We start from the raw sequence: 18,614 nt of genomic DNA, 5'->3' as shown, positions 1-18,614 counted from the left end.
CTTCCCAAGCAAAGGGAAGCAGCTTCCATCAGACTTTGAACCGATAATTCAGCCAAATAGCTGCTCAATTAATACGGTACCTATCGCAGGCGCTACTGGCCCGTCTGCGTGATGGTAATTGGGCGAGATTGCGGGACGAAGCGCGAGCCAATGCGATTATAGCCACTGCCGTAACCGCTGCTATAGCTTACGCTGAAATTATCACTGGTGTAGCTCGCCGAAAGTCCAGGTTGGCGCACGGGACGCTGTGGATAGCAATTACCACCACCGCCAGTGATAACCCCGCTGCCAGTAACGACTACCACCGATCGTGGGGCTGGGGGATAGTACCACGCAGGATAGGTGTAAGAAACTTGCTGCGAATAGGATCCCTGCTGTTGGGCGGCAGCGGCGCGCTGTTCGGCATTCGCAACTCGGCGCTCAAGCTCTGTAATGCGCTGCTCCTCGCGATTACGGGCAATCTCGTCGGCCCGTGCCTCTGCCAGTGCAAGAGTGGCGTCATACTCTGCGGTAATATCGGCCTCGGGGGACTCATTGCGGATTTTTATCCAATGCGCCATGAGGGATTTGATGTCTTGATCGGTCAACTTCGTGGAGGAGAGCTTGAAGTAATCCAATTGAGCACGGCCTTTGTCGATACTTTCTGCCAACTCAGCAGCATTGCGTTCAGCCCACTGAGCAGCGATCTGTTGGGCAATGACCTCCTGTCGCTCGAGCTGAGCCGCAGACTTAATGTCAAAGCTCTGCACAACTCCGTTGACTAGCGTGACATTGCCCGCAGCAAACATCAGACGTTCGCGATCACCAAGGTCCAGCTCTCCAATTGGCGATCCCAACTCCGCAATGACTGCAGTGCGGGTGTCCCCAACCTCAATGGCATGAGCTGTCACCCCGCCAAGTAGGGCCAGAACAATGTAGGCTAACAATCGCATGTTCATACCCTACTGATTTTTAGGAAAATTGCAATCTTCGATATTGACGCTTGAGGCCTGGGCACCACTCGTTGAAAGTCCGCCGCCATGAGCGAGGATACGCCGCACCATCTCGGCCACCGGGCGCGCCTCCGCGAGCGATTTATGCGGGGGGGGTTGGACCATTTTGCCGACCATGAAGCCATCGAACTGCTACTCACGCTCTGCATCCCCCGTCGGGACACCAAGCCATTAGCCAAGGCCCTGCTCGCAAAATTTGGGTCGCTCAAGGGCATTCTCGATGCACCTTTGGACGAATTACAAGCCCAAGACGGTATTGGCCAAGTGACGCCAGTCGCACTACGCATCATCAAGGAAACGATGATCCTTTACCTGCGTCAGCAAGCCGAGGAACGGCCAATGCTCGACAGCGTGGATTCTCTCATCGACCTATGGCGCGCACGTCTCGGCGAATTGAATAACGAAGTCTTCGAAGTTGCCTACCTCGACCATGCCTACCAGCTCATGAAAAACGGCATCGAACGGTTGGAGGTCGGGTTGCCTAATCGTGCGAGTGTTTACCCGCAAAAAGTAGCTCGGGCCGCCCTTCAACGCCATGCGGTGTATGTTGTCATTGCGCACAACCACCCAACTGGCGAATTGGAGCCTTCGCCGCAAGACCTGCGCTTGACCGAGGCCATCCAAGCAGCATGCAAGGCCGTCGGCGTTCAATTACTCGACCACATTATCGCCACCTCGGACAGCGCGACATCCTTTCTGGATCGCGAACTACTCTAGCGATATATGCGCCGAAGGGGGGGGCTAAGAATTGTCGAGGCTGAACAGACTCGGCAAAAGTCCTTGGTTAAAGCTCCATTTCTCGACGAGTATCTTACTAACTACTTGTACCGCAGATTCCTCCAACACGTTGATTTCCATCGGGGTGTAAAATTGACCGATCTGTTGATACTCCGAAAATTTGACGGTAATGCTTAATTCCTGATCATCGGAAATGACCGTAGCTCGGCGCACACGCTCCAAACTGGTTTCGATGTCGAAGTAGTGCATGATCTCAAAGAGGTGAATACCTCGGTTAACCACCACATAATAAAGCTCGCCTTCGTATATCTGCTGCCCGCCATCGCTAATCTTCGTCGAATCCGCTTCATACTGCCAAATCGGCAAATTGGGGAGCGACGACATCAGTATTGTAAGATCCTGCAACTGCGTCATGTCTCGTTCGACTGAGCGTTTTTTCGTGTAATCCATCGCCTCCAATTTACCAGCGGTGCCATTGTAGACACTTGTGATTTTAAGGTCATCCAAGGTCAGGACTTGGCGCAACAGATTCGGTGCTTTCGCGAAGAAATTCAGGTCGTATTGGCGACCGTTGGCTATCGCAGTCCCTTCAGCCGAACAAGTCCGTGCATTGGCCATACCGGTGATTTCCGCATTGGCGATCAGGATTTCTTCCAATTTCGACTTTGGCTCATCAATCCGGCGGAGGGCGGCGGATTTTAATTCCTGATAGGAATCGCGCAATGGAGATGCTTGTATTCCCGGCTCGGTCGTCACTGAGGTTGAATCACTCGGTTCGGTTTCAGCTTCCGCAGTTTTCATCCGGTCTGGTGCATCGCGGAGCACTTGAAAAACGGGGACACCGATCGACGCGATCAGGATCAGCCCGAGTGCTGAAGCCGTTACCCAGAAAAAATTCTTACTGACGCGAATGTCGTTAATCAGCCGATAATCGGATGATTTTTGAGTCCGCGTTGGCTCTGGCTTCGCCTTGGGCTTGTCAACGTTAGCCAAGGCAGGCTTGGGCGTATAGCTGTCATCTTCGCGAATCAGGCATCGGCCCTTGCGAATGGGGGCGTCTGGGTCCTCTTCTCCAGGTTTCTTCCGTGGAGGCCGCATCGGCGGAGGAGGGCCTGGCGGTGGCCCGTGAGGGGGGGGGCCTGATGGCGGACCCATTCCTCTTGAAAAAGGGGGCCTCTGACCACCGCCAGGGGGGGGGGGCGGCGGACCAGGAGGGAAACGGTGGTCCATAGTTCCCCTATCCAACACACAGCGCATGGGTTTTTCAACCTAAGATTGCAGGTAGATTTGTAAGCATGTCCGATGAGGAAAAGTGCCCCGACGCGTTTTGAGACTCGCCCTGTGACGGACAGCTGGGCCAGTATTTGGCGACCACATTCACCATGTCCGCAGCCCATAGCCTGAACCGTCGCCGCATTGTCGCCTGTATCTGGGATTTTGATAAGACACTTATCCCCGGCTACATGCAGGAACCACTCTTCCGCCGATACAATATCGACGAAAAAATTTTCTGGCGGGAAGTCAACGAGTTGCCCAAAATTTACAGCGAACGAGGGGTCCATGTATCGCCAGACACGGTTTATCTGAATCACCTCCTCAGCTACATCAAAAACGGGCCACTTAAAGGATTGCGTAACAGCATGTTGCGCGATTTAGGCGCTGAGCTTTTGCTTTATCCCGGCTTGCCTGAGTGCTTCCATGAGCTGCGCACGGTCACTCAATCTGAGGCTGCTTTTCGCCAACATGATATTGTACTGGAGCACTACATCGTCAGCACGGGTCTGGCCGAGATGATTCGTGGCTGCAAAATCGCTCCCGAGGTCGATGGTGTCTTTGGATGCGAGTTCATTGAATCCCCACTTCCTCCTTTCTACCTCAATCAGAACGAGTTAGAGATCCCAATGGACTTTGAGATCAGCCAAATCGGCGTCATGGTCGACAACACCATCAAAACCCGCTACATCTTCGAGATCAACAAGGGCTCCAACAAAAACGCGGATATCGACGTAAACTCGAAAATGCTGCCGGAAGACCGCCGCGTACCGATCGAAAACATGATCTACATCGCCGACGGCCCCAGTGATGTGCCCGTGTTTTCCGTGGTTCGAGGCAATGGCGGCAAGACCTACGCGGTTTACGATCCCGCCCGCGAAAACGAGTTCCTGCAAAATGACCAACTCCTGCAGGATGGCCGAGTGGACAGCTACGGCCCGGCCGACTACACCGCAAATTCCCAGACAACGCGCTGGCTCAAGATGCAAGTCCGCCGCATTTGCGAACGCCTTGTAGCCGAAAGCGAAGCCGCCCTGGCCCTACGGGTGAAAAAGCCGCCCCGGCATCAGCACCCACCCGAGCAGAAAAAATTTGATCCAGAACCAACAGACGAACAAAAAGACCTTTTCGATTAAGCATGAAATCCTACTCCAAAACAAGTGACATCAAAGTGGGCGTTGTCGGTTACGGCGGTGCCTTCAACATGGGAAAAAAACATCTCAATGAGCTCAAGGCCCAGGGCATGGTCCCGGTTGCCGTTGCTGAGATGGACCCTACCCGACTCGAAGCCGCGACGACCGACTTCCCCGGCATTGCAAAGTTCGCCTCCATCGACGAAATGTTGGCTGGCTCTGATGTCGACCTGATTGTGCTCATTACGCCACACAATACCCATGCTGAGCTGGCCCTCAAGGCGCTCAAGGCTGGCCGCCATGTGGTCTGCGAAAAGCCGTTGGCCATCACCACGGCTGAATGCGACGCGATGATCGCTGCTGCTGACGCATCCGGCGTCATGCTTTCGACATACCACAACCGTCACTGGGATGGCATCCCGCTGACCGCGATCAAGCTACTGTCCGAGGATAAATTGGGCGAAATTTACAAGATCCACTGTCGCATGGGCACCCGCGTTAAGCCCGGTGACTGGTGGCGCACCAGCCGTACGATTTCCGGCGGCCAACTCTATGACTGGGGCGTGCACCTGCTTGAGTATTCGCTCCAGCTTATCAAGAGCGAGATTGTCGAAGTGTCCGGTTTTGCATTCGATGGCTTCTGGGCCGATCAAACCCGTTGGGGTGATGACGCCAATGAAGACGAGGCCACCGCAATTGTCCGTTTTGCCAGTGGTGCCCGTGTCGAATTGACTATCACCAACTTGGACAGTGACCCCGCAGCTGGCATGATGCGCGTCGTTGGCACCAAAGGCTCCGTCACCTTCCTTGACCCCCACGAAAGCTACCGTCTCGTCCAGAAGGATGGCCCAAGCAAGACCACCATCGAAGGCAAGCAGGAGGAGACCCAACAGGAGCTTTATTACCAAAACGTGGCGGAGTATCTGACCGGGAAAGCTGACTTGATCATCACGCCCGAGTGGTCACGCCGCCCAATCCACATCCTTGACCTCGCAGGCCAAAGCGCCAAGGCAGGCAAGGCCCTGCCCGCCGTTTATCAGTAAGGCATTATCATTCTAAAAAGGCCGGCAAACCGTTCGGGGTGCCATCCAAGTCCGAATTTCCTAGGGTGCTGAATTACCCTGGCTACTTGCAGTTTCCAAGGGAACGAGGTTGCCGGGGTCCCATTCACCCTCAATGAGCACCGTTTTGGGTTTCTTGGGAATGCCGCGTTCGTTGCGCAAGAGTTGACCGATCACGAGGTCCACCGTGGCGGAGCCAATCGCGGCCCAATCCCGTCGGATAAAGGCACCGGGCAGTTCTTCCCACTCACTGAGTAAGGCAACGAGCCCGATGTCCTCGGGAACACGTCGGCCCGAGTTTTCTAGTAGAGAAACGATGTGGTGGGCATAGGCGGAGATGATCGCATCGACCTGATTCTCCAGTAACCAGTCATTGAGTTCTTCCTGGGTCAGTGATTCTCGCCGCAAAATCGGTAGAATTTCTCCCTTAGGCAATTGTGACCGCTGAATGGCACAACCCGCTTCCAGCGCGTAATCGACCCGCAAATTGTCCCTACTAGAAAAGATGACCCCAATATGGCGATAGCCCAGAGTGCGCAACTCGGACCAGGCCCGGGGAATCGTGTGAGCAAAAAAAGTCGCAGCGCGGTGCAGCAAAGGCTCCTTGAGCGAGACACCCAAAGCCGCGGAAGCAAAGTGCTGCCACTCGACAGGTAGCCGTTTGTAGGTCGAAACTGGCCCAATCACCAACCCCAGAACCCCGCGACTACGCAGCACCCCAGTAAAGCGCTCAGGAGTCATTTCGGGGTCTCCTGCCCAGATCGGAGTCAGGTTATAGCCCTGCTCGTTGGCACGTGCTTCTGCCTCCTGAAAAAGTTGCAGGTAATAACTGCGGCTCCGCCATTCATCCGGACCATCCAAACAGTGGACGAAGCCCAAATTTGCCGACTTGGCAACTGGGTGTGCCTGTCGTAAGCTCTGCATTAAAGCGGCGACCATCGGGTTGGGGCGGTAGCCTACCTCGTTGGCAATTTGCCGGATGCGCTCCTGCGTCTTCTTTGGAATACGCGGGTCCGCACGCAACGCGCATGACACGGTGTTTTTGGACACGCCAGCGCGATCAGCAATAGTTTGCAGGGTTGGAGCCTTACTTGGCATTACGGGTAATGCAGACAGTTTTTGCTATCTCACTGCAGGAAGCAAGCGTCTAAGCCCCCCATGCAAAGCCTGCGCTTAAGAAACCGCCGATTTGATCCATCCGACGTGTGTTACCAAAGCTGCACGTTTAGGCCAATGTGCGATCCATAAGGCGGGCGTAGATTTCGGCCCAACGCGCCCCCAGGTAATCAGGCTCCAGTGGGCGAAGGCTCTGGCGATTGACCCGCGGGAAAGGCGTCTCACCACTGAGAATGCTGGCAATTACGGACGCCAGTGCTCGGGCGTCATTCGTGGGGAAGGTCAGGCCGTTCTCTTTTTTCAGTAAGTCCGCCGCTCCAACGCTATCACTGGCCAGCACAGGCGTCCCGGCAAAAAGAGCCTCCACCACTGACAAGCCGAATGGCTCGTTTTCAGCCGGATGCACGAGTAAATCGATCTCGGAATAAAAGTCGTTGAGGTCATTCTGGTGCCCCCGCCACTCGACGATGTCCTCTAACTGATGCTGCGTCACCAGATTGCGAAGCCTCTGAGCGTATTCCTTGGAAATGGCCTCGTCCAACGGATCTCCCACATGGACGAATCGCACGCGGCTACGCAGGTCCCGCGAAAGCATCCCCAATGCCTCCAGAATGATCTCCCAGCGTTTCCAAGCCACCACAATACCACAGCCACCAAGGGTGAGCTTTTGTTCGCTCTGCGGGCCAAAAAACGGCGGATTGGTTTTACCGGGGCGACGCATTTTTGGCGTTACACTGCCGGGAATACAATCCCGCCAATTATCTGCCGACAGGCCGTAATAGCGCTTCATCGCAGGGCAGAGGAAGATCATCCGATCTTTCAGTATCCGATGCCCCAACTGATAAAACCACCGTTGGCTGCCATTGATGTGGATCGTGACGACCACATTTTTGTAGCCTAAAAGGGCCAAGACGATTCCAATGAGCACCCCACCGCGTGAATGACCGTGAAAAATCCTACGAGGATGACGCCCAAGTTTGCGCCGGAGCCAAAAAATCTGCTTCAGGCTGTCCAAAGCCGCCATCGGTGAAACCAGCGAGCCGTAATCGCCCTCTTTAATTTTTAATAAACGCATGTAGGGCTCCCGCGTTTGAGTGAAGCCCTTCTGCACAATGAGGACATTCCGTGCGCCATTCTGACGTGTGAGCGAACGCACGTAGGAGAGCGTACCCCCTACATCTCGTCCGGCACCCACAAAGTGCAATACGGTCGGTGCGTTAATATCGTGCATGACATGAATTAATAGATTTCTGACCACCGCGCCCAGCAGAAATAATGACCACGGTAAAACAATCCTGCCAAACAAGGCCTACGGTTCATTCCACCAAAGAACGAGGAGGGGACTACCCAGCCTGAGTCTGTTTGGAAAGTGCGAGCAAAACACCTGAAGAGGCAAAAACACCCAGTTACTCAAGTAACTCGCCCGAATGACCTGCCAAAAGTCACCTATTCGCAAGAAAATCTGGCCGCGTGCTTGCTTTGCGACATGAATGTTTCCTTATCTTAATTGTGCCCCCGTTGGTTTACACACTCACCGAATACCTCCGACGATTCCCCCTGCGCCGATTCATGCAGTTTGGGGAAGAGCATCGCAGTGACTGGATTAGCCCGCTGTGTATGGCAATCCTGGGTGTAATGGGCGTATTTTTCATCTACTCAGCGCAAAAATACCTGGGCGGTGGGGCTTGGAAAATGCAGATTGTCTGGCTGGTCATCGGAGGCTTCACCTACACCGTCGTTTCGCTGGTTAATTACAAATTCTACCTCGAAAACGCCCATATTTTCTACTGGTTCTGCGTGGCGCTTTTAGTGCCCTTGGCGCTCCAAGCCCTCATCCATCCCATTTTAGCGGCTAAGGGGATGAACTTCAGTATTCCACTCGTTGAAACGCGCTGGGGCTCTACACGATGGCTGGACTTCGGCCCAATCTCCATTCAGCCCGCCGAAATCGCGAAAATTGGCACATTGATGATGGTTGCAAGCCTGCTCGCCCGTTCAGAGGTGGGGACGTTTCGGGACTCGATTAAGGTCTTGATCAAAGTCGGCATAGCATCTTCAATCCCAGTGTTCTTGATTTTCTTGCAACCCGATTTAGGGTCTTCGCTGGTTTTTCCGCCAATGGTTTTCAGCCTGCTTTACGTTTCCAAGCTTTCCGAGAAGTTCTTTGCCACGGTATTCGGTTTATTCCTCCTGGCGGTTCTTTGGGTGAGCATGGATGTGTACCGCTATCAGGACTTCATGCGTGACAACGGTTATGAGCCGTTGCGCGATGCAGGCCGATACGAACAGCATTCCCTGTTGCCACTCAAGGACTACCAGCGCAACCGGATCCTCGCCTTTGCCGCTCCCTCGGTCGTTGACCCAAGGGGCACTGGCGTGGCTTGGAACCTCAACCAATCACTTTACGCCGTTGCCGGAGGCGGATTAACCGGGAAAGGCTTGGGTGAAGGCACCCAGGCAAAACTTGGTTATCTCCCACCTACGGTGGCGACTAATGACTTCATTTTCGCGGTCCTGGCTGAAGAGTCCGGGTACGTCGGCGGTTTAATTGTAATCACTCTTTTTTTTATATTGGTCGCAAACGGCATCCGAATCGCCGGGATGGCGCGCGACCGCTTCGGCGCCTTATTGGCCGTCGGAGTCTCCGTTATATTAATGATCCACGTCTTCATAAACATCGGTATGACGATCGGCCTGATGCCCATTACTGGGCTGCCTCTGCCGTTCCTCAGTTACGGTGGTTCCTTTGTTCTTAGCTGCTGCATCCTGCAAGGTCTCATTCAGAGCGTTTATCGCTATCGAAGGGATTTTTCCTAATCGGGACCGTTTTTTCACCCCGGGAGTAAATTGCATCCCGGGACGTAGCTGTTTTTAACACCGGAGCCACTGGCCGAACTTAAACCATTAAGGCCAAGCCCAACATGAATCCATCACCCAACACTAAAGAATCAGTCGACGCCAACCTCCACGAAGATCTTCAACATCCACCCAAGGAGGAAGTGATTGAGCATATTCCCGCGGAAAAGCTCAAAAACGAATCGCGCCAACGCGCGAAAAAGCAACCGATTCTTCAAAAAATTGCACGCGCATTGTCCTCTCAAAAGCACGAACCTTACCGTGAACTGATCATCAACGCCGAACCGCTGGAAACACGTGTCGCCCTGCTGGTCGACGGCGTGCTGGACAAGTTCGAAGTGGAACGCTCTGGCGAACAACGCATGGTCGGTGCGATTTTCAAAGGAAAAATCCAGAATCTGGAAAACGGCCTCAAAGCCGCTTTTGTGGATATTGGTCAGCCCAAGAATGCCTTCCTACACTACTGGGATATCATCCCTGGCGCACAGGAAGACAGCACCATTGAAATCGTTCGCGACACACGTTCCGAGGCAAGCAAAACCACCAAGGTTGAAAAGCCTAACCTGAAGGACATCCCGAAGCTCTTCCCAATTGGCACAGAGATCATTCTCCAGATCACCAAGGGACAGATCGGCAGCAAAGGCCCACGCACCACAACCAACCTCGCCCTACCCGGCCGGTTCCTCGTCCTCATGCCGTTCAGCGGCCAGTGCGGTGTCTCGCGCAAAATCGAGCAGCGTGAAGAACGTGACCGCCTCAAAGGCATCCTTCGCGGCCTGCAAATCCCCGAGGGCATGGGCGTCATCATCCGCACAGCAGGTGAAGGTAAAAAGCACCGCTTCTTCGTCCGCGACTTGCACATGTTGCTCAAAAAGTGGGAGGACATTCAGCATCGGCTTCAGAATGAAAAAGGCCCTACCCTCCTCTATCAAGAGCCTGATATCATCGAGCGCACCGTCCGTGATTTCCTGACCGAGTCGATTGACCGCGTCTTGGTCGACAGTGATCAGCGCCACCGCGCAATGATCGAATCGGTCAATGAGATTTCACCACGCTCGCGCCGGAAGATTGCTCAATTCACCGATGACATCCCGATCTTCGAGCGCTTCAACATTGAACGCCAGATCGAGCAGACCTTTCAGCGTCGCGTGCCTCTGCCTGGTGGCGGGGAAATCGTGATCGAAGAAACAGAAGCACTCGTGGCGATAGACGTTAACACCGGCGGACACCGAGGTAAGGACAAGGACGGCAAGAATTACATCGTCAACGTCAACTTGGAAGCAGCATCCGAGATCGCCCGGCAGGTTCGTCTGCGCAATATTGGTGGTCTGATCATCATGGACTTCATCGACATGAAGTCCAAGAAGGATCGCAATGCTGTGCTTTCTCGTATGCGTCGGGAAATGGCGCAGGACAAGGCCAAGAACCACATCCTGCCTATCAGCCCGCTCGGCATTATGCAGATGACGCGCCAGCGTCATTCGGAAAGTCACTCCTCTGGTATTTACGAAGGCTGCCCTTATTGCACCGGCAAAGGTATCGTAAAGAGCCCCCGCAGTATGAGCGTGGAAATCCAGCGTCGCCTGGTAAGTATCATCCGCCACGCCCGCGCCAACGATACAAACGTCGGACGCGAGCTCAACATGCGTGTGCTCATCCATCCGACCAATCTAGAGCGCCTACGCCGGGAGGACGCCCAACACCTGATCGACATCGAACAGGCCTACAACGTCCAGCTCTCCTTCCGAGCCGATCCTGCCTACCACGTCGAAAACTTCCGCATCCTTGATGCTGAAACCGGCAAGGAACTTCGCTAAATTAGGCCTACGCCAATTTCAGGCCATTGCCAGTGTCTCATACACTGGCAATGGCTTTTTTTGTGCCTGAAAAGCGTTATCGGATGAAACTGCGGCGCGAGGAAGCACCAGCGCTACCAGTTATAAACTGGATTAAGTCTTAAACGCGGCAGCCCAATCGTCTTCTTTGAAGCCGACCAGTGCAACGCCGTCGCCGATCAGGAAGGGCCGCTTCACGAGGTTCCCCGTTTCTTGCAAACGGTTAAAAACCTCCTTGGACGAAAGCCCCGGCAGGTCATCCTTGAGACCCGTTGTGCGATAGTCCGCGCTGGACGTATTGACGAGGCGCTTAATCTCTCCACCGTGGGCGTCGAGCATGGTCTGGAGTTCATCGGGCGAAGGCGGTGTTTCACGGATTGGCAACCGTTCATAGGCAACCCCTTGAGCATCCAACCATTGACGCGCCTTCCGACACGTCGAACACGAGGCGTATTCGTAGAATTTCAGCATGTCGGTTATTCGTTGGCCATTTAGCAGCCTTCGGCGAGCAGTTTCTCACCCCGATCATTGCACCAAAAGAAACAGATCAGCGTGAAGGCGACGATGAATGACTGGAAGCGTTCAGTAACCACGCAGAACAGCTTAACTCACGCGAGTCGTCGACTCACGAATGATCAAACGTGGCGGCACGGCGGTAATGGCTTCAAAAGGTTCGTTCTCAATTTTTTTATGAATAGCATTCACGGCCAACCCGGCGCACGTATCCATTTCAGCAGTACTAGAGGTCAGCGGCACAATCGAGAAATCACGCGCAATCGGCGAATCGTCGATACCAGTAACCAGCGGCCACTCGGCGCGCGGAATCCCCTTGAGCGCATAGTATTGATAAACACCCGCCGCCTGCCCATCTGACTGACAGCAGACTGCATCAAACTTCAGGCCAGCCTTCATAAGCTGATCCACCGCATCAAAACCCGTTTTGCGGGTGAAGTCTGGAGTAGATACAGTTAAATTATCCTCCGGAGAGAGCCCGAGTTCTTCGTGGGCACGCACATAGCCACGATGGCGCAAGGGCAAGCAAAAGGTATGGGCAATTCGACGGCATCCTTGCTCCAGCAAATGCTTGGTCGTCAGATAGCATTGCGCTTCGGAGTCCACTTGGAAATTCGTTACTCCATGCTTCTCAATATCGCCATGACAAGAGAACACAACCGGCAAGCCACGCTGCTCGATTTCACGAACATTCTCGACCAACTCATCGTGGGTTATGCCCGCTAGGATCAGCCCGTCCACCTTGCTCATCAACTGCTCATTACAGGCACTCAGGAACTCGTCCTTATCCTTAAAAAACTGCATCCACAGATTGTAGCCACGCTCTGTAAGCTGCTTACCCGCTGCTTTGATGAAAGCCAAACTCAGCTCACTGCCTTCAATACCAACACCATGCACGAAGACACCCACCGCGCCTTTGCGACCACGCTTGAGCGCCACCGCAAGTGGATTAGGAATGTAGTTGAGTTCCTTTGCCCGATCCACGATTGCCTGTCGAGTCTTGGCACTGACACGCGTGGTGCCCATACGGTTACTCAACACTCGGGAGACTAAGGCGTGGGAGACGCCAACGTCAGAAGCAATTTCTTTTAGAGAGGCCATTTGTTAACACTTTAATAAAGAATATCCAGGCATGCATTCTGTCAAAGCTAATGGGCAAACGGACTGATCTCTAGAGCATACCTTAACACCAATATTAGAAACGGCTGGCTCTGTGAAAAAAAAATCCCAGACTTCACACACATGTCATGTGATACCCTCCACGAGCCTGCGCGGGAGTTGCCCGTCACTGGTGAATTTGATTTATGTGTGCTTGGCGGTTCCTGCACCGGAGTTTTTGCGGCGATTCGAGCCGCCCGCCTCGGCCTATCCGTAGCCCTTATCGAAAAGATGGGCAGCTTCGGCGGCGTCGCAACAATCTCCTCGGTCAACGTCTGGCATACACCGCTGGATGAAGCCTTTAAGAAACGTATCTTCGCGGGCCTGAGTCAGGAGCTTATTGACCGACTCAAACGCCGCGACGCCGTCAACGAAGATCTGGCCAATCCCAACGTTGGCTGGCGCTTTAATTCGGCCGAAATGCAAATCGAACTGGACGAGCTTGTTCTGGAGCACGGTGTCCGCCCCTGGCTTCACACGTCATTCGTCGCACCAATAGTCCAAGACGGTCAACTGAAGGCAATCGCTGTCGAAAACAAAAGCGGGCGCCAAGCGATCAAAGCGCGTTTCTTCATCGACGCCACTGGCGACGGCGACCTGTGCGAGCGCCTCGGTCTGGAAACCTATATCGCCGCCCATCGCCAACCCTCCACCGCCTGCGCCGCCTTTAGTGGATGGGAAACATTAGAAGGTGTTAATTGGGGCGAATTAATCCGCGAGCACGGCGAAGCATTCAATCTGCCACAAGGCTTCGCTTGGGGCGGGAAAATTCCCGGCTCCGATATTTTCATGCTGGCAGGCACCCGCGTTTACGATGACTGCTCGACGGCGGAGGGCTTCACTCGCGCCGAGATAGAAGGTCGCCGCCAAGTCCGCGCAATCCACGACATCATGCGACAGCACGCCCCAAACTCAAAGCTTATCCTGCAATCTCTGCCCGCCCGCATCGGCATTCGCGAAACGCGTCATGTGCGTTGTCATCACCAAATCACGGGTGATGAAGTGCTCCACGGCCATCACTTTGACGACGCCATCGCCTACGGCTCCTACCGGGTGGACATTCATCACGATGACAAGCCCGGCCTGACTTTTCGTTACCTCGACGGACGCGAAATTCGTGCCCGGCCAGGTTATCCCCATGAGATTGGTCGCTGGCGCCCGGAAACTCCAGATAGTCCAACCTATTACCAAATTCCCTACCGCAGCCTAATTCCGCAAGGGCCCTTTGACAACGTGCTGGCTGCCGGTCGCTTCATCGACGCAGATTCCGTGGCTCACGGCGCAATCCGAGTCATGGTCAACATGAACCAAACTGGTGAAGCCGCGGGCGTCGCCGCCTACCTTGCCCTCAAGAACGAGCAATCCGCCGCTGCAGTCAGCCCCACCAAACTGCGCACCCTCATGGCTGATGGCGGGTCTCTGATGTTGCCGGTCTAAAGGCTTCTTAGCATCCACCACATCTACGCAGTTTTCTAATCGGGGAAAACTGCACCCTGCGCCTCAAGAGCAGATTTCAATTCGGCAAAATCCACTTGGGCTGCATTGGCTTGGCCCTGCTGCGCACAAAGCGCAGCGACAGCGCCCGCAGCCTGCCCCATTGCCATGCAACTGGCTTGCACCCGGTAGGCCGAATGCGCCAGTTGGTCACCCGAAGTACAGCGACCGGCGGCCAGAAATTGCGTGGTCCCGACAGGAATCATCGCAGACAGAGGAATTGTTGGCACGACGCCTTCAGCCAGTTTTTCGTATTTCAGGCCATCGTGCGTGTGCAGGTCGATCGGGTAAAAGCTGTAGCAGACCGCATCCGGCCAGCGTTTACCAGAGATATAATCGTCGTAGGTAATTTGGCTCTCGCCGACGATGCAGCGCGTCTCACGAATGCCACATTCGGGCGCGCACCAAGCAATGTGCAGCCCCTCAAAACCAGGATACTTCTTGAGGAAACGAAAGACTCGCAGCAGCGCAGCACGGCTTTTCAACTCGGCGTGAGTCTTGCCCGCGCTGTCCACAGCATCGATTTCTGGCGTGTGGATTGCGTTCTTGCCGCGTGAGCGGACCAGTTGCCCAAATGAATGACCACCCCAACCGAAATCGCCGCGCTCAAGCTTGCCCTCAGCCAATGCACGCTGCGCCGCTAGATCAAGAGTGTCGATGTCAATATCCTTCGAATCGTAGCCTTCCAAACAGAAAACAAGCGTTCCGGGCTGCAGTTCCTCGTTCCGCGGTTGGATTGGGCAACCTGCCATCCTCGCCGCATTGGCGTCTCCGCTAGCGTCGATCAACCACTTTGTCGAAACGGTAAATAAGCCTTCCTTACCACACAGTTGGACCTGCCATTGCTCGTCTTCACGCGTAACGGAGGCCGGGATCGTGTGCAAGAGCAGCTCACAGCCGGACTGCTGGATATCCTCGTCGATGAGTGCCGTCATAATGGTCGGGCAAAGCCGCACTTGATGCTGCCAATGGCGGGCATGAATATCTGAAAAATCGGGCAACTCACCACCATCCACTTCGACTGTTCGGCAAACAACATCCCAACCGATGCCAGCGATAACTTGCCGGCCCCAAGCATGAAAGATGCCTGGAAATGCGACCCGATTGAGCGTGGTCGAGCCGCCTAGCTGGCCGCTCTTTTCAACCAAGAGAGTTTTGGCACCCATGCGAGCAGCTTGAATGGCGGCGGGGAAACCCGTAGGCCCTCCCCCGATGACGATGACATCGTAGGAATCCATAGTGTGATGAGCACAACTCTATGATGCCTTCGACAACGAATGAAAGCATCAATACATTTTTTCTGCGACTGTCACCCGTCATTCCGCTTAACTCGTCAGCCCTTACCGCCGGTTGTGGCAATGCCCTCAATGAAGTAACGTTGGCTAATGAAAAACAGCCCGACCACCGGCAACACGATCAACGTAGAGGCAGCCATGAGATAGTTCCAGTTCGTGCCGCCGCCCTTGCTTTCGTAAGCTTGTAAGCCGAGCGCAAGCGTCATGTCTTGTTGCTCACTCAGATAGATCAGCGGCCCGATAAAATCGTTCCAAGTTGCCATAAATTGAAACAACGCCACTACGATCAGCGCGGGCTTGGCCAGGGGCAAAATCACGCGCCAAAAGATTTGCCACTCGCTGCAACCATCGATGCGTGCCGCCTCCGAGATGTCCTTGGGCAAGGTGAGAAAAAACTGACGCAGCAGGAAAACATTGAAGGCAGCCGCCAGAAAACTCGGAACCCAGAGTGGCTTGAAAGTCCCCGTCCAGCCGATCAATTTAAACAGTGTGTACATTGGCACCATCACCACCGGAAAGGGAATCATCATCGTGGCTAAAACGAGGAGGAATACCTTGTCTCGCCCCACCCACTCAATGCGGGAAAATCCATAGGCCGCGATTGCGCTGCTCAAGACCGTCCCGGTGACCGTCATAAAACAGAGGAAAAGCGTGTTCGCCGTGTAACGCCAGAAGTAGCGCATTTCTGCAACAGCTTCAGGATAATTGCTCCAGAGGATTTCCTTGGGAATCCAGCGCGGCGGCATGGTCATAGTTTCTTCTAATGGCTTGAGCGAAGTGGAGACCATCCAGGCAAACGGTGCCAGAAAGGCAATCGCCCCAACTACCAGCAAGAGGTAGAGGCAGAGCTTCTGAACTCGTTGTGCGGTTTGGCTTGTCATTTGCCTTCGTAGTGAATGTGGCGCTTGGTGAGCTTTGTCGCGACCAGTGTGAGTGCCAGAATGATCAGAAACAGAATCAGCGAAATCGCACAGGCATAGCCCATGCTCAAACTGCGGAAGGTCTTATTAAAAATGTAGGTCGCTGCAAACAGTAGAGAGCGGGCGGGGCCTTCCCCGCCATCTGTCATCACGTAAGGCACAGCGAACACTTGAAACGAACCAATCAGCCCCATAATACCATTAAAATAAATAACCGGCGAAATGATCGGCAGCGTGACGTGGCGCGTTTTCTGCCAAAAATTGCAGCCGTCGAGGTCCGCCGCATCATAGAGCGCACGTGGCACGTCCTGCAAACCCGCCATGAAAATAACGACCGCGTTGCCCACACCCCACATACCCGCAAGGACTAGGCCCAACTTGGCATAGGCCGGATCGACCAACCAATTTGGCGGACTAATGCTGACCTCCAGCACCGCGCTCAGCACATCGGTAATCGGGCGTAACATCGCGTTGATCAGCCCCAAGCGCCCATTGAGCATCCACTGCCAGAGAACCGCTAGGCAGACCATTGGCACCAGCGAAGGCAGGAAATAAATCGTGCGGAAATATTTTTTGCCCGGCAGATTAAGGTTGAGCATGATGGCCAATGCCAACGCCAACCCGAGGTTTAACGGGATCGAGATTGCGGCGAAATAAAAGGTATTCCACAGCGATTGCCAAAACAGCTCATCAGTCGCCAAATCACGGTAATTATCCGTGCCCACAAAGACTGGCTTTGATAACACAGAGTAGTCCGTGAACGATAATCCCAAGGAGCTGACCAGCGGATAAAGCGCCGTGAGTATAAAGCCGCAAAGCCACGGGCTAATGAAGAGAAGGCCCATCCGCAGATTATATTTTTCCTGACCCGTCATTGAGCAACCTCCGCATCTACTTTTGCCCATTCTTCCTGCCGAGTATCCTTCACTTTTTGCCAGCGGTTATACATGCGCTCAAAGAGCCGTTCCTGACGTTTTTGCACGGCGTCCAACGCTTCTTCCGGTGTCGCGTTTTGTCTGATCACGGCATCGTAGGCGTTGATCATGTCGGCCTGATATTCAACGAAAGTCGTGAGCGGTGGTCGCGAAATCGCTTTGGGCGCAGCAGCCAAGTCTCGATAAATGCGAATATGGGGGTTGGGATGCTTTTGGTAAAATCCCGTGCTGACCTCCACTAACGGGCTGAACTTTCGCTGAAGGAGATTCAACTTCTCCAGATTCTTTGGCTGCTGCATCCACGCAATAAACTCAAAGGCCTCCGTGGGATGCTGCGCACCCTTGGGGATGACGAGTAAGTTGGTTTCCACGATATTCACGCCGTAGTCCTCCAGCTTCACACTTGGAAACGGAGCCACGCCCCACTCGAAATCTTCCGGGGCAAAGTTTTGGATGAAATTATACATCCACGTCCCTTGAAGTACCATCGCTATGCGACCACGAAAGAACGGGTTTTGCGGCGAGGCAAAGTTGCCACTCAAATCACGGAAGGCAGTCAGCTTATCTTGGCCAAAACGCTCGGGATAGGTTGCCATCCACTCCAGCGCATCACGGTTTCTCGGGTCATCTGCGGTGATGGCGTCTTCCCCGTTCCACAACGCCCCACCAAACCAATAGACCCACATGTCTTGCCACCATCCGGGTTCTTGTGGCAAATGGCCAAGCACCTCGATTTCTCCTTTCGCATTAAAGCGCGTGATCTGATCGTTAAAGGCCTCCAGTTCGGCAATGGTTCGTGGCGGGCGTTCGGGGTCCAGACCAGCTTCACGGAAGAGGCGTTTGTTCCAATGGAGGGCGCTATTGCCGGGCGTCGTTGGCAGCGCCCAAAGCCGGCCATGGAGGTTGAGCAAATCCCAGATGGCTGGCAGGTAATTTTCGCCTTCGATGCCATACTGCGCGGCATAAGAGTCCAGCGGCGTCAAGGCACCATTCTCAGCAAACAGCGCAATGTCCGTCGAACGCATACCCGCGATGTCTGGCGGATTTCCGCCCGCAGTGGCGAGCAATAGCTTACGCTCCATCTGACTGACAGAGAGGAAGTTAACGTAAATACGATCTTGGGAGGCGTTGAACTCATCAACCAGAGTCTGCATGGCGTCGCGCTCAAAACCGCTCCAAACCTCCCAGTAATCAAGCTTGATGCGCCTGTCCGCCTTCTCACTGCCACAACCAACCAGCGCCGACAGCACAGCGCCCAGCATGCAAATCGAGATTAAATAATGGCGGAGAGGTATA

17 protein-coding genes are annotated in these 18,614 nt (G+C 54.2%); 7 read left to right on the top strand and 10 right to left on the bottom strand.

The window, feature by feature from the left end; all coding sequences use genetic code 11:
• Window positions 1–92 precede the first annotated feature (92 nt).
• Window positions 93–938, bottom strand: coding sequence for a hypothetical protein (locus IE065_RS10925; protein WP_194500028.1), 846 nt, complete (start codon window positions 936–938; stop codon window positions 93–95).
• Between the two features lie 81 nt (window positions 939–1,019).
• Between IE065_RS10925 and IE065_RS10920 the strand changes: the two genes are divergently transcribed.
• The gene (locus IE065_RS10920) at window positions 1,020–1,709 is read left to right on the top strand and encodes a JAB domain-containing protein (protein ID WP_189514932.1); all 690 of its coding nucleotides are present in this window, start codon (window positions 1,020–1,022) and stop codon (window positions 1,707–1,709) included.
• A 24-nt stretch (window positions 1,710–1,733) separates the two neighbouring features.
• On the opposite strand, the gene IE065_RS10915 is transcribed toward IE065_RS10920, so the two are convergent.
• Window positions 1,734–2,828 (bottom strand): hypothetical protein, encoded by a 1,095-nt coding sequence (locus tag IE065_RS10915; RefSeq protein WP_189514930.1) that lies wholly within the window; start codon window positions 2,826–2,828, stop codon window positions 1,734–1,736.
• Here IE065_RS10915 and IE065_RS10910 point away from each other — a divergent pair.
• The 3 genes from IE065_RS10910 (at window position 2,816) to IE065_RS10900 (ending at window position 5,178) form a co-directional block, all read left to right on the top strand.
• A complete protein-coding gene (locus tag IE065_RS10910) occupies window positions 2,816–2,962 on the top strand; it encodes a hypothetical protein (protein ID WP_189514928.1) in 147 nt (48 codons plus the stop codon). The genes IE065_RS10915 and IE065_RS10910 overlap by 13 nt on opposite strands.
• Window positions 2,963–3,112: 150 nt before the next feature.
• Window positions 3,113–4,138 carry an HAD family hydrolase gene (locus IE065_RS10905; protein WP_189514927.1) on the top strand — a complete coding sequence of 342 codons (1,026 nt, stop codon included), beginning with the start codon at window positions 3,113–3,115 and terminating at the stop codon, window positions 4,136–4,138.
• 2 nt (window positions 4,139–4,140) lie between these two features.
• Window positions 4,141–5,178, top strand: a complete 1,038-nt coding sequence (locus IE065_RS10900; RefSeq protein WP_189514924.1) for a Gfo/Idh/MocA family protein — start codon at window positions 4,141–4,143, stop codon at window positions 5,176–5,178.
• Window positions 5,179–5,238: 60 nt separating this feature from the next.
• Here IE065_RS10900 and IE065_RS10895 read toward each other — a convergent pair whose 3' ends face one another.
• Together IE065_RS10895 and IE065_RS10890 are read right to left on the bottom strand one after the other, a co-directional pair.
• On the bottom strand, window positions 5,239–6,294 hold the full coding sequence (locus IE065_RS10895) for a LacI family DNA-binding transcriptional regulator (RefSeq protein ID WP_189514922.1): 1,056 nt from the start codon (window positions 6,292–6,294) through the stop codon (window positions 5,239–5,241).
• Between the two features lie 127 nt (window positions 6,295–6,421).
• Entirely contained in the window at window positions 6,422–7,543 is a 1,122-nt protein-coding gene (locus IE065_RS10890) for a glycosyltransferase family 4 protein (RefSeq protein ID WP_189514920.1), read from the bottom strand.
• Window positions 7,544–7,821: 278 nt separating this feature from the next.
• On the opposite strand from IE065_RS10890, the gene IE065_RS10885 reads away from it, so the two are divergent.
• Window positions 7,822–9,129 carry an FtsW/RodA/SpoVE family cell cycle protein gene (locus tag IE065_RS10885; RefSeq protein WP_229792098.1) on the top strand — a complete coding sequence of 436 codons (1,308 nt, stop codon included), beginning with the start codon at window positions 7,822–7,824 and terminating at the stop codon, window positions 9,127–9,129.
• 104 nt (window positions 9,130–9,233) lie between these two features.
• Window positions 9,234–10,985: an Rne/Rng family ribonuclease gene (locus IE065_RS10880; RefSeq protein ID WP_189514918.1), complete on the top strand. Its 1,752-nt coding sequence runs from the start codon at window positions 9,234–9,236 to the stop codon at window positions 10,983–10,985.
• Between the two features lie 132 nt (window positions 10,986–11,117).
• Here IE065_RS10880 and IE065_RS10875 read toward each other — a convergent pair whose 3' ends face one another.
• Both IE065_RS10875 and IE065_RS10870 read right to left on the bottom strand, forming a co-directional pair.
• Window positions 11,118–11,474, bottom strand: a complete 357-nt coding sequence (locus IE065_RS10875; protein WP_189514916.1) for a Spx/MgsR family RNA polymerase-binding regulatory protein — start codon at window positions 11,472–11,474, stop codon at window positions 11,118–11,120.
• Window positions 11,475–11,606: 132 nt separating this feature from the next.
• Entirely contained in the window at window positions 11,607–12,617 is a 1,011-nt protein-coding gene (locus IE065_RS10870) for a LacI family DNA-binding transcriptional regulator (protein WP_189514914.1), read from the bottom strand.
• Between the two features lie 141 nt (window positions 12,618–12,758).
• Here IE065_RS10870 and IE065_RS10865 point away from each other — a divergent pair, with 141 nt between their 5' ends.
• Window positions 12,759–14,111 (top strand): FAD-dependent oxidoreductase, encoded by a 1,353-nt coding sequence (locus tag IE065_RS10865; RefSeq protein ID WP_189514912.1) that lies wholly within the window; start codon window positions 12,759–12,761, stop codon window positions 14,109–14,111.
• Between the two features lie 35 nt (window positions 14,112–14,146).
• On the opposite strand, the gene IE065_RS10860 is transcribed toward IE065_RS10865, so the two are convergent.
• From IE065_RS10860 to IE065_RS10845, 4 genes are all read right to left on the bottom strand, one after another.
• Entirely contained in the window at window positions 14,147–15,406 is a 1,260-nt protein-coding gene (locus IE065_RS10860) for an FAD-dependent oxidoreductase (protein WP_189514910.1), read from the bottom strand.
• A 95-nt stretch (window positions 15,407–15,501) separates the two neighbouring features.
• Window positions 15,502–16,344 carry a carbohydrate ABC transporter permease gene (locus IE065_RS10855; protein ID WP_189514908.1) on the bottom strand — a complete coding sequence of 281 codons (843 nt, stop codon included), beginning with the start codon at window positions 16,342–16,344 and terminating at the stop codon, window positions 15,502–15,504.
• Complete coding sequence (locus IE065_RS10850; protein ID WP_189514906.1) at window positions 16,341–17,258, bottom strand: carbohydrate ABC transporter permease; 918 nt, start codon at window positions 17,256–17,258, stop codon at window positions 16,341–16,343. Before IE065_RS10850 ends, IE065_RS10855 begins: the two co-directional genes overlap by 4 nt.
• Entirely contained in the window at window positions 17,255–18,580 is a 1,326-nt protein-coding gene (locus IE065_RS10845) for an ABC transporter substrate-binding protein (protein WP_189514904.1), read from the bottom strand. Before IE065_RS10845 ends, IE065_RS10850 begins: the two co-directional genes overlap by 4 nt.
• Window positions 18,581–18,614: the final 34 nt, after the last annotated feature.

The organism is Cerasicoccus arenae (genome assembly GCF_014651635.1).
Classification (GTDB): Bacteria; Verrucomicrobiota; Verrucomicrobiia; order Opitutales; family Cerasicoccaceae; genus Cerasicoccus; species Cerasicoccus arenae.
The sequence above is the reverse complement of the archived record's forward strand: the minus strand, read 5'-3'. Positions and strand labels throughout refer to the sequence as shown.

What these genes read in the sequence shown, in the direction of transcription:
- IE065_RS10870 (WP_189514914.1), bottom strand. Translation starts at nt 12,617, where the DNA reads ATGGCCTCTCTAAAAGAAATTGCTTCTGACGTTGGCGTCTCCCACGCC.
- IE065_RS10900 (WP_189514924.1), top strand. Translation starts at nt 4,141, where the DNA reads ATGAAATCCTACTCCAAAACAAGTGACATCAAAGTGGGCGTTGTCGGT.
- IE065_RS10875 (WP_189514916.1), bottom strand. Translation starts at nt 11,474, where the DNA reads ATGCTGAAATTCTACGAATACGCCTCGTGTTCGACGTGTCGGAAGGCG.
- IE065_RS10860 (WP_189514910.1), bottom strand. Translation starts at nt 15,406, where the DNA reads ATGGATTCCTACGATGTCATCGTCATCGGGGGAGGGCCTACGGGTTTC.
- IE065_RS10865 (WP_189514912.1), top strand. Translation starts at nt 12,759, where the DNA reads ATGTCATGTGATACCCTCCACGAGCCTGCGCGGGAGTTGCCCGTCACT.
- IE065_RS10880 (WP_189514918.1), top strand. Translation starts at nt 9,234, where the DNA reads ATGAATCCATCACCCAACACTAAAGAATCAGTCGACGCCAACCTCCAC.
- IE065_RS10850 (WP_189514906.1), bottom strand. Translation starts at nt 17,258, where the DNA reads ATGACGGGTCAGGAAAAATATAATCTGCGGATGGGCCTTCTCTTCATT.
- IE065_RS10845 (WP_189514904.1), bottom strand. Translation starts at nt 18,580, where the DNA reads ATGCTGGGCGCTGTGCTGTCGGCGCTGGTTGGTTGTGGCAGTGAGAAG.
- IE065_RS10895 (WP_189514922.1), bottom strand. Translation starts at nt 6,294, where the DNA reads ATGCCAAGTAAGGCTCCAACCCTGCAAACTATTGCTGATCGCGCTGGC.
- IE065_RS10920 (WP_189514932.1), top strand. Translation starts at nt 1,020, where the DNA reads ATGAGCGAGGATACGCCGCACCATCTCGGCCACCGGGCGCGCCTCCGC.
- IE065_RS10915 (WP_189514930.1), bottom strand. Translation starts at nt 2,828, where the DNA reads ATGCGGCCTCCACGGAAGAAACCTGGAGAAGAGGACCCAGACGCCCCC.
- IE065_RS10925 (WP_194500028.1), bottom strand. Translation starts at nt 938, where the DNA reads ATGAACATGCGATTGTTAGCCTACATTGTTCTGGCCCTACTTGGCGGG.
- IE065_RS10890 (WP_189514920.1), bottom strand. Translation starts at nt 7,543, where the DNA reads ATGCACGATATTAACGCACCGACCGTATTGCACTTTGTGGGTGCCGGA.
- IE065_RS10905 (WP_189514927.1), top strand. Translation starts at nt 3,113, where the DNA reads ATGTCCGCAGCCCATAGCCTGAACCGTCGCCGCATTGTCGCCTGTATC.
- IE065_RS10855 (WP_189514908.1), bottom strand. Translation starts at nt 16,344, where the DNA reads ATGACAAGCCAAACCGCACAACGAGTTCAGAAGCTCTGCCTCTACCTC.